Here is a 12,845-nt window from a genome sequence, read left to right as displayed (position 1 = left end):
TCCTGTACGTGACCGACGTTCGCCGGGCGGTCGAGTTCTACGCCCTGCTCGGGTACGAGCCGACGTACCAGTTCCCGCTCGAGGGCGACCCGCACTACGTCGGCCTCGAGCGCGGCGAGTCGTCCCTCGGACTGTCCGACGCGAACTGGCCCGAGGCCCAGCTGGGCATCACGGTCGGTACGGCGCCACGCTTCGAGCTGTTCGTGTACGTCGACGACGTCGAGGCCGAGGTCGAACGCTTCCGCACGGCCGGCCACCCGGTCCTGCAGGAACCGGCCACGATGCCCTGGGGCGAACGCCAGGCCTACCTCGCCGACCCGGACGGCAACCCAGTAGCACTCGCGACCCCGGTCTAGGTGCCTGGCTTCTGCAGTAGGTAGTCCTCGGCGCGCATCGACGTCGGGGGGCGGACGTCCGCGGGGATCAGTTCGCGGAGGTCGCGTTCGGTGAGCTTGTCCGGGTCGCTCGCGGACAGCCGGGTGGCCTGGTTGGAGACGGCCTCTTCGAGGACGTTCCGGATGAAACGGCCGTTGCCGAAGCTGTGGCCGCGCGGCGCCGGCGGGATCACGCTGCGGACCTTGTCCAGCACTTCCTCGCCGTAGATCATGCCCTTCTGCCGGGCCTGCAGTTCGAAGATCGCGACCAGTTGGTCGGTGTCGTACTCGCTGAACGACAGCAGCTTCGGGAACCGGGACTGCAGACCGGTGTTCGACTCCATGAAGCGCTGCATCTCGCGGTGGTACCCGGCGACGATCACGATGCAGTCGTTGCGGTGGTCCTCCATCATCTTCAGGATCGTCGCGACCGCTTCGAGGCCGTAGTCGCCGGGGGTGTTCTCCGGCGTCAGGCTGTACGCCTCGTCGATGAACAGCACGCCGCCGAGCGCCTCGCGGAACTTCGCCGCGGTCATCGGTGCGGTCGAACCGACCGCGGCGCCGACCAGGTCGGACCGGTCGACCTCGACCACGTGGCCCTTCTCGAGGACGCCCAGCTGGTGGTAGATCCGGCTGAGCAGCCGCGCGATCGTCGTCTTCGCCGTACCGGGCTTGCCGACGAACACCATGTGCCGGGCCCGCTCGTGGCTGGGCAGACCGAGCTCGGTGCGGCGCAGGTTGGTCTTCACCTCGGCGACCATCTTGCGGACCGCGTCCTTGACCGACTCCAGGCCGATCAGCGAGTCGAGTTCGGCGATCGGGTTGTCGGTCAGGTCGACCGGTTTCGGCGGCAGCGGCTGGTTCTCGTCGAAGCCGCTGCTCTTCGCCGGCGCCCGCTCCTCCGCGGCGTCCTTCTTGACGCTGTCCCAGGCGGCCGAGAGCGAGTTGTCCTGCTCGGCCGCGGCGGCGGTTTCGAGGGCACTCCAGCGTTCCCGGTCGAGGATCCGGAACAGCGTGGTCAGGTCGGGAATCTCCGGCTCCGGCCACGGCTGCTTGGCCAGTACGCCGGACAGGTGTACTCCGACCCGCGCAGCAGCGGCGCCCCAGGCCCGGGCGAGCGGCGACTGCCCGCTGCGGATCGCGCGCGACATCCACTGGTTGACGTGACCGTGCCAGGTCTGCAGGCTGAACCGCGGCGCGATCTCCTCGAGCGCGTGGTGGACGTCGATGGTCGCGTCGCCGAGGATGTTCGCCACCGATTGCGGGATGCCGCGCAGACCGGATGCCAGGATCAGCTCGGCCAGCACCTGGGCGAAGTCGCCGGCGTACTCGTCCGGGCTCGTCATCAGCAGCCGGGCGTGGGTGTCGCGGATCGAGTTGATCGAGTACCGCAGGGCGGCGGTCGGGCCGGCCAGCTCGGGCAGTACCGCCCGCTCGCCGGGCCGCAGGGCGTCGGTACGCCAGTACTTCGCGATCTCGTCGTACTCGCCGGTGATGTGCAGGTGGGTCGCCTCACGGTCGGCGAGGACCCGGTCGAACGCCGTGGTCAGTGCCTCGGCGCGGGCGGCCATCGGGGGAGCGTCGACGAACAACCGGACCACGTCCCGGGACACCTGCAGCGCGTGCTTGCGACCGAGCTCGCGGAAGCCGCGCGCTCCGGCGATCGCCTGCAGGTGCCAGTCGGTCGGGGCCACGTAGATCACGTGGCCGTTCCCGCCCAGGCGCGAGGACGGCCGGTAGAAGTCGTGGGTCAGCTCGGTGGACAGGTCGGCATACTCGCCGTGCAGGACCGGGATCCAGCCGGTCAGCAGCGGCGCCACCTGATGGGTGAACCAGACGGCCGCCGGGGTGCCCTTGACGAAGTCCGGGAAGGCCTCCGCGCGCAACGGCCGCAACGCCTCGGGATCGGCGGCCCACGCCTTCAGCTGAGCCCGAACGCCCTCGACCCAGGCCGACGGCACCTCCCACGGCTCCACTGCCGACAGCACATCCAGAACCCGCGGTCTACGGACCTCGTCAGCCACCGATTTCCTTCCCCAGACTCGACCAGCCGATCCAATCTACAACGGGGCGAGGGTGAGGCTGATGCTGTTGATGCAGTACCGCAGGTCGGTCGGGGTGCCGTAGCCCTCGCCCTCGAAGACGTGGCCGAGGTGGGAGCCGCAGTTGGCGCAGCGGACCTCGACCCGCTTCATGCCGAGGGTGGAGTCCTCGATGTACTCGACGCGGTCCTCGGCGAGCGGGGCGAAGAAGGACGGCCAGCCGCAGTGCGAGTCGAACTTGGTCTCGCTGCGGAACAGCTCGGCGTCGCAGGCGCGGCACTTGTAGACACCGACGGTCTTGGTGTCGGTGTACTCGCCGACGAACGGCCGCTCGGTACCGGCCTGGCGCAGGACGTGGAACTCGGCGGGGGAGAGCTGGGCCTTCCACTCCGCGTCGGACTTCTGGACGGCGTACTGCTTGGTGTCATCTGTCACGACACCAGTATCGGTCGCCCGGACGCGAAAACCCCGCCCGGGCGACCGACGTAACACTGGTGTAAGTGGGGTCAGCGCACCCAGGAGGGCAGCGGGATCAGCTTCACCACCTGCGGGTCGTGGTCGGAGATCTGGTCCGGGAACTCCGCGTTCATGTGCACCACGTCGTACGAGGACGCCGGGCGGAGGTTCTGCGAGATCAGGATCTGGTCCAGGATCTGGCTGTTCCCCTCGAACACGTAGCTGTACCGCTCGGGCAGCGGCAGCGTCCGGGGCAGGTCGACGAGCGCGGTGTTGCCCGAGCCGACCAGGATGTCGGCGGTCTGCGACCAGTCGAAGTCGTTCAGGTCACCGAGTACGACGACGTTCGCGCCCTTGTCCTTGGCCAGGATCTGGTCCACGAAGCCGCGCACCGCGGCGGCCTGCTCGTGCCGCTTCGGGGCGCTGGACTGCACGGGCGGCTGGAACCGGCCCCAGAGCGGGTCGTCGCCACCCTTGGAGCTGAAGTGGTTCACCACCACGAACACGGTCTGCCCGTGCCACTTGAACTCGCCCGCCAGCGGCACCCGGGTCGCGGCCCAGGCCGGGTTGGCCGGGTCGACCCGCCCCGGCGAGGAGCTCAGGTGCGGACGCCCCGCGTGGTCGGTGACGATCGCGGTCGCGGTGGTCGAGCCGCCACCCGGCGTGTCGACGAACTTCAGCGGCTTGTCGGTGCGGTACATGAACGCGACCCGGATGTTGCCGCCCGGCTCGCCGCCCTCGGCGTTGTTCACCGGGTCGATCTCCCGCCATGCGTACTGCGGTCCGCCCGCCTTCACGATCGCCGCGGTCAGCATGTTCAGCGTCTTGTCGGCGGCCGTCGTACCGGAGTTGACCGCGCCGTCGTTGTCCTGCACCTCTTCGAGCCCGAGGATGTCCGGCGCCGCGAGGTTGTGCACGACGGCCTGCGCGAGCCCGTCGAACTTGGCGTCGCCGTCGGACGGATCCAGGTTCTCCACGTTGAACGTCGCCACCGACAATTGGACCGGCGACGAGGCCTTGGTGACCTCACGCTGCACGCCGCCGTCGATCACGGTCGGCGTCGTGGTCGGCAGGAACTTGAAGTTGCCGAACGAGTAGTCGACGACACCGGTCACGGTACTGGCCAGCTTGTCCCCGGTCTTCGCGTCCGGGATCGGCGTCAGGACGTCGTCCAGCAGGATCCGCTCCGGGTTCGAGTCGGTCTTCTGCAGCAGGATCCCGCCGCGCACGGTACGTACGCCGGAGCCGGCCGGTACGACCGACAGCTCGCGGAACGAGCTGGTCGGGCCGGTGACCTCCGGCTGGTCGATGCCGATCCACATGCCCTCGAGCGACTCCCAGAAGTCCATGCCGTCGTTCGCCGGGTCGAACGCGGTGCTGGTCGTCTCGACGTCGCCGTTCGAGTCGTCCTCGATCACGGTCGACGGCGGCACCCGGCCGCCCGGACCGACGATCGTCGGAGCCGGTACGGGAGCCGTGCCCGTGACGGTGATCTTGGCGTTGGTCAGCTCGGTCGTCGTCAGGTTCGTCGTACCGCCGGAGCCGCCCGGGCGGAACTCGGCGACCGTGCCTTCGACGTTCAGTGCGTCGCCGACCGACACGGTCGGCGCGGAGCTGGTGAAGACGAAGATGCCTTCGCTGGTGGCCGGGTTGTCGTCCGGCTGGGTGTCCTGGAACCAGAACCCGTTGCTGCTCTTGGCGGTCACCACACCAGTGACGTTGCCGACCCGCTTGCCGTCCAGCGGCGAACGGTGTGCGGCGCCCTGGATGTCGTGGATCTTCGCGTCGAGCGGCGGTTGGGCCGGTCCGCCGGTGAGCGTGCCCGGCGACGGGTTGCCCGCGGTGAAGTCCGCGCTGTTGTTGTCGGTGTCCTGCTTGGGGTTCGACCGGGCGGCCGAGGTCGTGTTCGACAGACCCGGCGCCGGCGCGGTCTCGGAGTCGTTCGCCGTACCGAAGCCGACGTAGTCGCGGACCGCCGGGTCGGCGTGGCAGACGGAGCCGCAGGCGAGCGCGGTCTGGTTGGTGACCAGCGCGACCTTCCCGGCCGTCGCGGACATCGGGATCGTCCCGGTCACGTCCGGCGTCGGCATCGGCTGGCCGTTCACGCCGCCGCTCTCCTGGACCAGGTACGCGGCGCCCGGCGCGATGCTGCCGGTCAGCTTCGTGACCTGCCACGACGTACCGGCCGCGGACGCGTACTGGATCGACCAGCCGCTCACGTCGACCGGCGCGGAGCTGTTGTTGGTCAGCTCGACGAAGTCGTTGGTGTACGGCGCGCCGCTGTTGCCGCCACCGCCGTACACCTCGGTGATGACCACATCGGTGGATGCGGCGTCAGCAGGCCGGGCCACCAGCGCGGCGGCGCCGGCCAGGACGAGACTCGAAGTGACCACGAGTACGCCCAGGCGGCGCCGCGGTCGGATCAGGGCAGACATGGCCCGGATTCTCACACCGGCACGTGGTCGTTCCAAGGTCCAACACGTGAACACGTGCCGAAGGCAGGGGTGATCATGCACGCGACGTCGGCGGCGATGCCGCGTCCAGCCCGAGCAACCTGTACACCTCGAGGGGCTCGGCCTTCCCCTTCAAACTCACCAGTCCGAGGGACTCGGTGCGTGCCTGCGGCAGTAGCGCTTTCGTGGCCACCCCGATGGCGACCCCACCAGCAGGTGCCTTGCCTTCGATCCGGGACGCGACGTTCACCGTGTCACCGATGACGGTGAACGTCCGCCCGCCCTCCGTGCCGAGCAGGCTGACCGACGCGATCCCACTGTTGATCCCGACCCGGAACTGCGGCCAGTTGGGATGAGCCGCGCGAACGGCGGTCGCAGCCTCCTGCAACGCAAGCCCGGCCGCGGCAGCGCGGGCGGCGTGATCCGGTTGGTCGCCGCGCTTGTTGAACGTGACCATCAGCGCGTCCCCGATGATCCGGTCGACCTCACCGCCGTGCCGCCGGACCACGGGCGGGACGACGACCTCGAAGTACGTGTTGAGCATCGCCGTGACCTCGGCCGGGTCGTGTTGCTCGGAGAACGTCGTGAACCCCTGCAGGTCGGCGAACAGCACGCTGAGTTCCCGGCGCCCCGACACGGTGTCCGGCTGGTAGAGATCCGCGAACCGTTCCTCGTACCACTGGATCCGTACCCCGGCCACGACCAGGACGAACGCGGCCAGCATCAGCACGTGCCACTCCCACCACGACAGCGCCCAGTTCCGCGCGAACACCAGCGCGATCATCGCCTCGCCGAGCAGCACGAACGCGGAGATCATCGACAGCACCATCAGCGACGGCCGCGCCCACCAGGTCCGCAGGTAGCGGGCCGCCGCGACGCCGTACAGCAGGACGGCGGGTACGGCGAGGCCGCGCAGGATGCCGTCGGCGACCTCGGGGACCGACGTCGCGTGCAAGGGCGGCAGCCGCAGTACGGAGGCCACGGCCCACAACGCCATCAGTACGAGCAGCCCGGCCCGCGCTCGCCGTCCCCAAGTGGTGCCGGAGACGGTCAGGCTGGACAGGAACGCGAACACCGAAGCCAGCGCCACGCCCACCGGCGTCGCGAGGGTGAACCCGGCGTTCGGGGTGTCCAGCAGGACCTTGGGCGTCGCCAGCGCGTGCAGGCCGAGGAACCCGGCCGCGGACAGGAAGGCCAGCGACACGAACAACACCCGCGCATCACCTCGCCGCAGCGCCGCAGCACCCGTCAGATACGCCAGTACCGCGCCCAGTGACGCGGTGAGCAGTACCAGCCAGAAGTGCGTTGGGTGATGTTCCCAGTGCACATCGAGCGTGGGTTCGCGGCGCAGCAACCACAGGCCCGCGATCGGAATCAGCAGGGCGAGCGCCGTCAGCCCGACCATGGCGGGCGTGTAGACGAACCGCCGCTCACGCATCGGGGGCGACCTTGAGGTGCGTGTGGATCTGCGACACCACCACCGACCCTTCGCCGACCGCGGACGCCACTCGTTTGACCGATCCGGATCGCACGTCGCCGACCGAGAACAGCCCGGGAAGCGTCGTCTCGTACGGCAGCGGCGGGCGCCTCTCCGGCCAGAGCGGATCCGCACCCGCGTCGGAGCCTGTCAGTACGAAGCCGAGCTTGTCCCGCGCGACCTCGTCCGGCAGCCAACTCGTCCCTGGCACCGCACCGATCATCACGAACAGCCCGTCGATCGGCAGGTCCTCGTCGGTACCTGTCTTCCGGTCCCGCAGCGTCAACCGCTGCAGCCGCCCGTCGCCGCCACCGTCCACCACCTCGCTGGACGACCGGACCGTGACGTTGCCCGCGGCATCGATCGCGTCGATCAGGTACTGCGACATGCTCGCCGACAGGGCCTCGCCGCGGATCACCAGCAGTACGTGCCGGCAGTACCGGGCCAGATGCAGCACCGCCTGCCCGGCCGAGTTGCCACCGCCGACCACGCAGGCGTCCCGGTCCTTCAGCCCGTGCGCCTCCGAGACGCTTGCGCCGTAGTACACGCCGTTCCCGACCAGCCGCTCGAGCGACGGTACGTCGAGCCGCCGGTACGAGACGCCGGTCGCGAGCACGACCGCACGGGCCGTGACCTCACCGACGTCGCCGATCACCGCGTGGAACCGGCCGTCGCGCCGCTCCAGTTGCCGGACGGTCCGCATCAGGACGAAGTGGGCGCCGAACACCCACGCCTGCTGGTATCCGCGCTGGGCCAGTTCCGATCCGCGGATGCCGCGGGAGAACCCGAGGTAGTTCCGGATCAGCGAGCTCGTCCCCGCCTGCCCGCCGATCGACTCGCGCTCCACGACCAGCGTCCGCAGCCCCTCCGACGATCCGTACACCGCGGCTGCGAGCCCACCCGGCCCGGCCCCGATCACCAGCACGTCGAACGCCGGGTCGTCGGACTCCAGCGTCGTCGGGACTCCCCACGCCTCCGCGATCTCAGCATCGGTCGGATCGTGCAGTACGGTTCCGCCGACGGCCGGCATCCACACCAGCACTCCGGCACCGGGATCCGGTTCGCCGATGAACTCCAGTGCGTCGTTCGCGAGCGCCGAGCCGCTCTCCCGGAACGCGCTCGGGATCCCGTTGCGGGCCAGCAGGCTGCGGATCGCCTGACCGCGGACCGAGTTGCCGGCCGCGATCACGACCACCTCCCGCAGGTTGGCGACCTCGTACCGCGACCACTCCTGGACGAACTCCGCAACGGTCCGGTGGAACAGTTCGTCGTGCGCGATCCAGGGCTTCAGCACGTAGTAGTTGATGTCGCCGACCGACATCGCCGACAGGATCGCCGACGCGGTCGTACGGTCGGCCCAGGCACCCCATTCGATCAGCAGGGCGCGGCGTGCGTCCGGGTGCAGCGTCCGCGACGCCGCGAGCACGCCGGCCCGTTCGTCGTCGGGCAGGGCGTGGTCGACCAGTACGACGGCCACCCGTTGTTCCCAGTCGTGCGCCCGCCGCAGGCAGTCGAGCGCGGCCGCTGCCGTCAGCTCACCGCGGACCCGGAAGTCCGCGCCGAAACCACGGTCGAGCTCTGTCTCGCACCGTTCCAGACGCTCCGGGTCAGCGTCCACGACGAGCAGCAGCGGCCGCGCACCACGTAGCCGTGGGCCGTCCCCGGGGTCCCCACCCATAGCTGTGACGGTAGGTCCGGACCCACGAGGAGGCAATGGACAAAACGCTTGTTCGCCGGGTCCTGTCCGCCCCAGTGGGACAGGCCCCGGCGAAGCTCCTTGCTAGTTGACGGCTACCGCGGACCAGGCGGCCGCGACGGCGGCCTTCTCCGCGCTGTTGGCGCCGTACAGGTCGGTGGCCGCGTTCAGTGTCGCGGTCCGGGCCTGCGCGTACGTCGTACCGCTGGTCATGTAGGTGGTCAGCGCGCGGAACCAGATCTTGCCGAGCTTGTCATGCCCGATGCCAGTCAGCGTCGAACCGTTGCAGGTCGGCGAGTTGTGCGGCAGGCCGCCGATCGTCTTCGCGCCGGTGCCTTCGGCGAGCAGGTACGCGAAGTGGTTGGCGATCCCGGAGGAGTAGTGCACGTCCAGGTTTCCGACGCTCGAGGAGTAGCAGTCCGGCGAGTTGCCGTCCCGGCTCGGCTTGTCCATGTACCGCAGCGCAACCCGGTCCTTCATGATCTTCTCGCCGATGTAGTAGTCACCCGGGTCCGACGCGTTGTTCGCGTAGAACTCGACCATCGTGCCGAGGATGTCGCTGGTGGCCTCGTTCAGGCCGCCGGACTCACCGGAGTACGTGAGGTTCGCGGTGTGCTCGGTGACGCCGTGGGACATCTCGTGACCGGCGACGTCCAGCGAGACGAGCGGACCGGCAGCGACGTTGTCACCGTCGCCGTACGTCATCTGCTTGCCGTCCCAGAACGCGTTGACGTAGTTGGAGCCGTAGTGCACGCGGCTCGGGACGCCCTTGCCGTCGCCGAAGATCCCGTTCCGGCCGTGGACGTTCTTGTAGTAGTCGTACGTCGTCGCGGCGCCGTAGTGCGCGTCGACGGCCGCACTGGCCCGGTCGGCGGTCGTGCCGGTGCCCCAGTGGTTGTCGGCGTCGGTGAACTTCGTCGCCGCCGTGCAGCCCAGCTGGAAGAGCTGGCACAGGATCGAGTCGGTCTTGTTGTTCGCGTCGCCGGTCCAGCCGCCGCCGCGGGTCGCGTCGGTCAGCGTGTAGCCGCCGGTCGCCGTACTGGTGTCCAGCGGCACGGTGCCGGAGTACAGGCTCTTGCCGTCGCCGGTGGCCGTCTCGATGTGCTGTTCGCTGATCAGCTTGGCGCCGGTCAGGGCGTCGACGGTCGTGGTGATCAGGCTCGGCGTGCCGTCCTTCTGGGTGCCGGCCGTGGTGACCAGGTAGGCCAGCCGCGGCGCGCCCTTGCGGGCCTCGATCACCAGGCTGGGCTTGCCCTGGGCCTTCAGGCCCTTGGTGAGCGCCTTCGCGGTCGCGGTGGCGGCAGCGAGTTTCGGCGTCCGGCTGATGTTCGCGCTCTTCGTGAGCGTCAGGCTGGCGCCCTTGAAGGCGCCGTCCTTGGTCTCGTGGACGACGACGTCGCCACCGAGAACCGGGAGACCCCCGATCGTGCGGTCCATCCGGACGTGGCTGCTGCCGTCCTTGTCGACGATCACGTCCTTGACCACGAACGCGTCCGCGGTGCTGGCCCGCAGTGCGGTCAGGTTGCTGCTGATCGCCTCCTTGGCCTTCGCGACGGCCGCGGCCGGGGTGGGGACGGGGGACGCCGTCGGCGCACCGGTGGCAGTAGATGCGCTGGTCAGTCCGAGGGCGGTGGTTGTCGCCACTGCTGTCGCAGCGGCGAACAGGGCGGATCTGTTCATCCTCGCGCTCCTTGTCAGGTGTCCCGGGGGCCTCACGCCCCAGGAACGAGGTGCTGGAACGTTACCGCCCGGTCACCTAAGGTGGCCAGAGGTTGGGAAAAGTTGCCGTTCCGCCGCGGATCCGGATTTGGTCGGTCCGGGGCGATAGCGTCTCGGCATGGCGAAGAGCACGGCGGTGATGCTCACCGTGGGGGAGCGTGAGGTCCGGGTCTCGAGTCCCGAGCGGGTCGTCTACGAGGCGACCGACTGGGCTCCGGAGGTCACCAAGCTGCAGGTCTGCGAGTACTTCGTCGCCGTGGCGCCGGCGTTCATGCGTGCCTCGGGGGACCGGCCGGTGGCGCTCGAGCGCTGGCCCGGCGGGTGGCGCGAGGGGATGACGCTGTCGGTCGACTCGATCGGCCGGCAGACCGGCGACGGGTTCTACTCCAAGCGCCTGCCGAAGGGCGCTCCGGACTGGCTGGAGACCTGCAGGGTGCTGACTCCGAACGGCCGACCGATCGACGAGCTGTGCCTGTCGGAGCCCGCGGCGGCCGTCTGGGCGGCGCAGATGGGCACGCTGACCTTCCACCCGTGGGCGGTCCGGAAAACCGATCTCGACCGGCCTGACGAGCTGCGCATCGACCTCGACCCGCAGCCCGGGGCGACGTTCGCCGACGCCCGGCGGGTGGCCGCCGTCGCGCGCGAACTGCTCGACGAGCTGGGCCTGCGGGGGTACCCGAAGACCAGCGGCAACCGCGGCATCCACATCTACGTCCGGATCCGGCCCGAGTGGTCGTTCGACGAGGTCCGGCACGCCGCGATCGGCCTCGGCCGCGAGCTCGAGCGCCGCGACGACGGCGTCACCACGGCCTGGTGGAAGGAGGAGCGCGGCGAGGCGTCGATCTTCCTCGACTTCAACCAGAACCTCCGCGACCGGACCGTCGCCGGTGCGTGGTCGCTGCGGCCGCGGCCGGGCGCCCCGGTCAGTACGCCGATGACGTGGGAGCGGCTCGCCGAGGTCGACGACCCGCGCGCGTTCAACCTGCACACCGTCCCGGAGTACCTCGCCGACGGCGACCCGTGGGCCGACATGGACAGTACGGCGTACGCCCTCGACCCGCTGCTCCGGCTGTGGGAGGAGCTGCCCGGCGGCGAGCTGAACTTCCCGCCCGACTACCCGAAGATGCCGGGCGAACCGCCGCGCGTACAACCGAGCAAGAAGGTCGCGGAGCACTGGGACGAGCAGGGAAACCGGATCCCGGACTGACACTTGTGTGGGCTGTCTCGTCGGATGGGTATCGAACAAGCTCATTCGCTAGGAGACAGTTGTCATGGATGCACGGCTGGACATGTTCACCAACCCGGTGCTCGGCAAGTTCATCAAGCACCTCAACTCCGCGTGGCGGGCCGTTCTCGACGCCGGAGTTCCGCTCGCGACGCTCGAGCTGGTCGAGCTGCGGGCCAGCCAGATCAACGGCTGCGCGTACTGCGTCGACATGCACTCGAAGGACCTCGCCCACCACGGCGAGACGGCGGTCCGGATCAACCTGGTCGCGGTCTGGCGCGAGGCGACGGTCTTCACCGACGCGGAACGCGCCGCGCTCGCCCTCGCCGAGGAAGGCACCCGGCTCGCCGACGCGGCCGGTGGAGTCTCCGACGACGTCTGGCTCAACGCCGCCAAGTACTACGACGAGAACCAGTTGGCCGCTCTGGTTGCCGCCATCGCCGGCATCAACACCTGGAACCGCCTGAACGTCATCACCCAACAGCCCGCCGGCGACTACGTCCCGGGCCAGTGGGGCTGATGGCGGACGCCCAGGCCATCACAATCGCCGCCGAACCGCGGGCCTGAGCGTGGGCGGTGCCGCCGCGCCCGAATGTGATGGCCTGGCGGTTCAGATCGTGCGGAGGGCGCCGCCGTCGATCGGGATGATGGCGCCGGTCAGGTAGGAGGCGGCCGGGGAGAGGACGAAGGCGGCGACCCGGCCGAACTCGTCCGGCGTGCCGTAGCGGCGCAGCGGGATGGTCTTCTCCGACGCGCGCCGGACCGCTTCCGGGTCGCCGGACTTGCCGTCGAGTTCCTTCAGCCGGTCGGTGGAGATCCGGCCCGGCATCAGGCCGTTCACCCGGATGCCGTTCGGGCCGAGCTCGTCGGCGAGCGTCTTCGCGACCATCGCCAGCCCGGGGCGCAGGCCGTTCGAGATCGCCAGCCCGTTGATCGGGGACTTCACCGACGACGACAGCACGAACGCGATCGACGTACCCTCCGCCCCGGCCCGGGCGACCGCGCGGGCGATCCGCAAGCCGCCGAGGAACACGCTGTCGAACGCGGCCCGCCAGTCGTCCTCGGCGGAGTCCAGCGCGGTCCCGGCCCGCGGTCCGCCGACGCTGATCAGTGCACCGTGCAGGTCGCCCCACTTGGCGATCGCGGTCGCGGCCAGCCGCTCGGCGCTCTCCGGGTCGGCGTTGTCGACGGGGATCCCGACGACCTCCCCACCGAGCTCCGACAGTTCGGCGGCGGCCCGCGCGATCGACTCCTCGCTGCGGCTGGAGATCACCAGCCGCGCGCCTTCGGCGGCCAGCGCCTTCGCAGTGGCGAAGCCGAGTCCGGCGCTGGCGCCGGTGACGATGTAGGTGCGATCGCGCAGTCCGAGGTCCACGACACCATCCTGCCGCACTGCACCACCA

The 12,845-nt window shown here is 69.8% G+C and carries 10 protein-coding genes; 3 read left to right on the top strand and 7 right to left on the bottom strand.

All coding sequences use genetic code 11. From position 1 onward, the window contains the following. Nucleotides 1–8: 8 nt before the first annotated feature. On the top strand, nt 9–356 hold the full coding sequence (locus ACFYRU_RS23465; protein WP_387662327.1) for a VOC family protein: 348 nt from the start codon (nt 9–11) through the stop codon (nt 354–356). Here ACFYRU_RS23465 and ACFYRU_RS23460 read toward each other — a convergent pair. The 6 genes from ACFYRU_RS23460 to ACFYRU_RS23435 all read right to left on the bottom strand — a co-directional run bounded on the left by ACFYRU_RS23460 (nt 353) and on the right by ACFYRU_RS23435 (nt 10,178). Beyond that, entirely contained in the window at nt 353–2,398 is a 2,046-nt protein-coding gene (locus tag ACFYRU_RS23460; RefSeq protein WP_387662325.1) for an AAA family ATPase, read from the bottom strand. The two genes, ACFYRU_RS23465 and ACFYRU_RS23460, sit on opposite strands and share 4 nt — an antisense overlap. 36 nt (nt 2,399–2,434) lie before the next feature. Then, nucleotides 2,435–2,851: a peptide-methionine (R)-S-oxide reductase MsrB gene (gene msrB / locus ACFYRU_RS23455; protein ID WP_387662323.1), complete on the bottom strand. Its 417-nt coding sequence runs from the start codon at nt 2,849–2,851 to the stop codon at nt 2,435–2,437. A gap of 71 nt (nt 2,852–2,922) precedes the next feature. Then, complete coding sequence (locus ACFYRU_RS23450; RefSeq protein ID WP_387662321.1) at nt 2,923–5,307, bottom strand: lamin tail domain-containing protein; 2,385 nt, start codon at nt 5,305–5,307, stop codon at nt 2,923–2,925. A gap of 73 nt (nt 5,308–5,380) precedes the next feature. Beyond that, nucleotides 5,381–6,763, bottom strand: coding sequence for an adenylate/guanylate cyclase domain-containing protein (locus ACFYRU_RS23445; RefSeq protein WP_387662320.1), 1,383 nt, complete (start codon nt 6,761–6,763; stop codon nt 5,381–5,383). Beyond that, entirely contained in the window at nt 6,756–8,480 is a 1,725-nt protein-coding gene (locus ACFYRU_RS23440) for an FAD-dependent oxidoreductase (RefSeq protein ID WP_387662318.1), read from the bottom strand. Before ACFYRU_RS23440 ends, ACFYRU_RS23445 begins: the two co-directional genes overlap by 8 nt. Nucleotides 8,481–8,582: 102 nt before the next feature. Continuing rightward, nucleotides 8,583–10,178 (bottom strand): M4 family metallopeptidase, encoded by a 1,596-nt coding sequence (locus ACFYRU_RS23435; protein ID WP_387662316.1) that lies wholly within the window; start codon nt 10,176–10,178, stop codon nt 8,583–8,585. A 157-nt stretch (nt 10,179–10,335) separates the two neighbouring features. On the opposite strand from ACFYRU_RS23435, the gene ACFYRU_RS23430 reads away from it, so the two are divergent. Both ACFYRU_RS23430 and ACFYRU_RS23425 read left to right on the top strand, forming a co-directional pair. Then, on the top strand, nt 10,336–11,424 hold the full coding sequence (locus ACFYRU_RS23430; protein WP_387662314.1) for a DNA polymerase domain-containing protein: 1,089 nt from the start codon (nt 10,336–10,338) through the stop codon (nt 11,422–11,424). A gap of 64 nt (nt 11,425–11,488) precedes the next feature. Further along, nucleotides 11,489–11,962 carry a carboxymuconolactone decarboxylase family protein gene (locus ACFYRU_RS23425; protein WP_387662313.1) on the top strand — a complete coding sequence of 158 codons (474 nt, stop codon included), beginning with the start codon at nt 11,489–11,491 and terminating at the stop codon, nt 11,960–11,962. Between the two features lie 90 nt (nt 11,963–12,052). Here ACFYRU_RS23425 and ACFYRU_RS23420 read toward each other — a convergent pair whose 3' ends face one another. After that, nucleotides 12,053–12,835 carry an SDR family oxidoreductase gene (locus ACFYRU_RS23420; protein ID WP_387662311.1) on the bottom strand — a complete coding sequence of 261 codons (783 nt, stop codon included), beginning with the start codon at nt 12,833–12,835 and terminating at the stop codon, nt 12,053–12,055. Nucleotides 12,836–12,845 lie beyond the last annotated feature (10 nt).

It is taken from the genome of Kribbella sp. NPDC004536 (assembly GCF_042873835.1).
Lineage (GTDB): Bacteria > Actinomycetota > Actinomycetes > Propionibacteriales > Kribbellaceae > Kribbella.
The sequence above is the reverse complement of the archived record's forward strand: the minus strand, read 5'-3'. Positions and strand labels throughout refer to the sequence as shown.

Excerpts from the sequence above, each read along its gene's own strand:
- ACFYRU_RS23450 (WP_387662321.1), bottom strand. The coding sequence starts at position 5,307 with ATGTCTGCCCTGATCCGACCGCGGCGCCGCCTGGGCGTACTCGTGGTC.
- ACFYRU_RS23445 (WP_387662320.1), bottom strand. The coding sequence starts at position 6,763 with ATGCGTGAGCGGCGGTTCGTCTACACGCCCGCCATGGTCGGGCTGACG.
- ACFYRU_RS23440 (WP_387662318.1), bottom strand. The coding sequence starts at position 8,480 with ATGGGTGGGGACCCCGGGGACGGCCCACGGCTACGTGGTGCGCGGCCG.
- ACFYRU_RS23435 (WP_387662316.1), bottom strand. The coding sequence starts at position 10,178 with ATGAACAGATCCGCCCTGTTCGCCGCTGCGACAGCAGTGGCGACAACC.
- ACFYRU_RS23430 (WP_387662314.1), top strand. The coding sequence starts at position 10,336 with ATGGCGAAGAGCACGGCGGTGATGCTCACCGTGGGGGAGCGTGAGGTC.
- ACFYRU_RS23425 (WP_387662313.1), top strand. The coding sequence starts at position 11,489 with ATGGATGCACGGCTGGACATGTTCACCAACCCGGTGCTCGGCAAGTTC.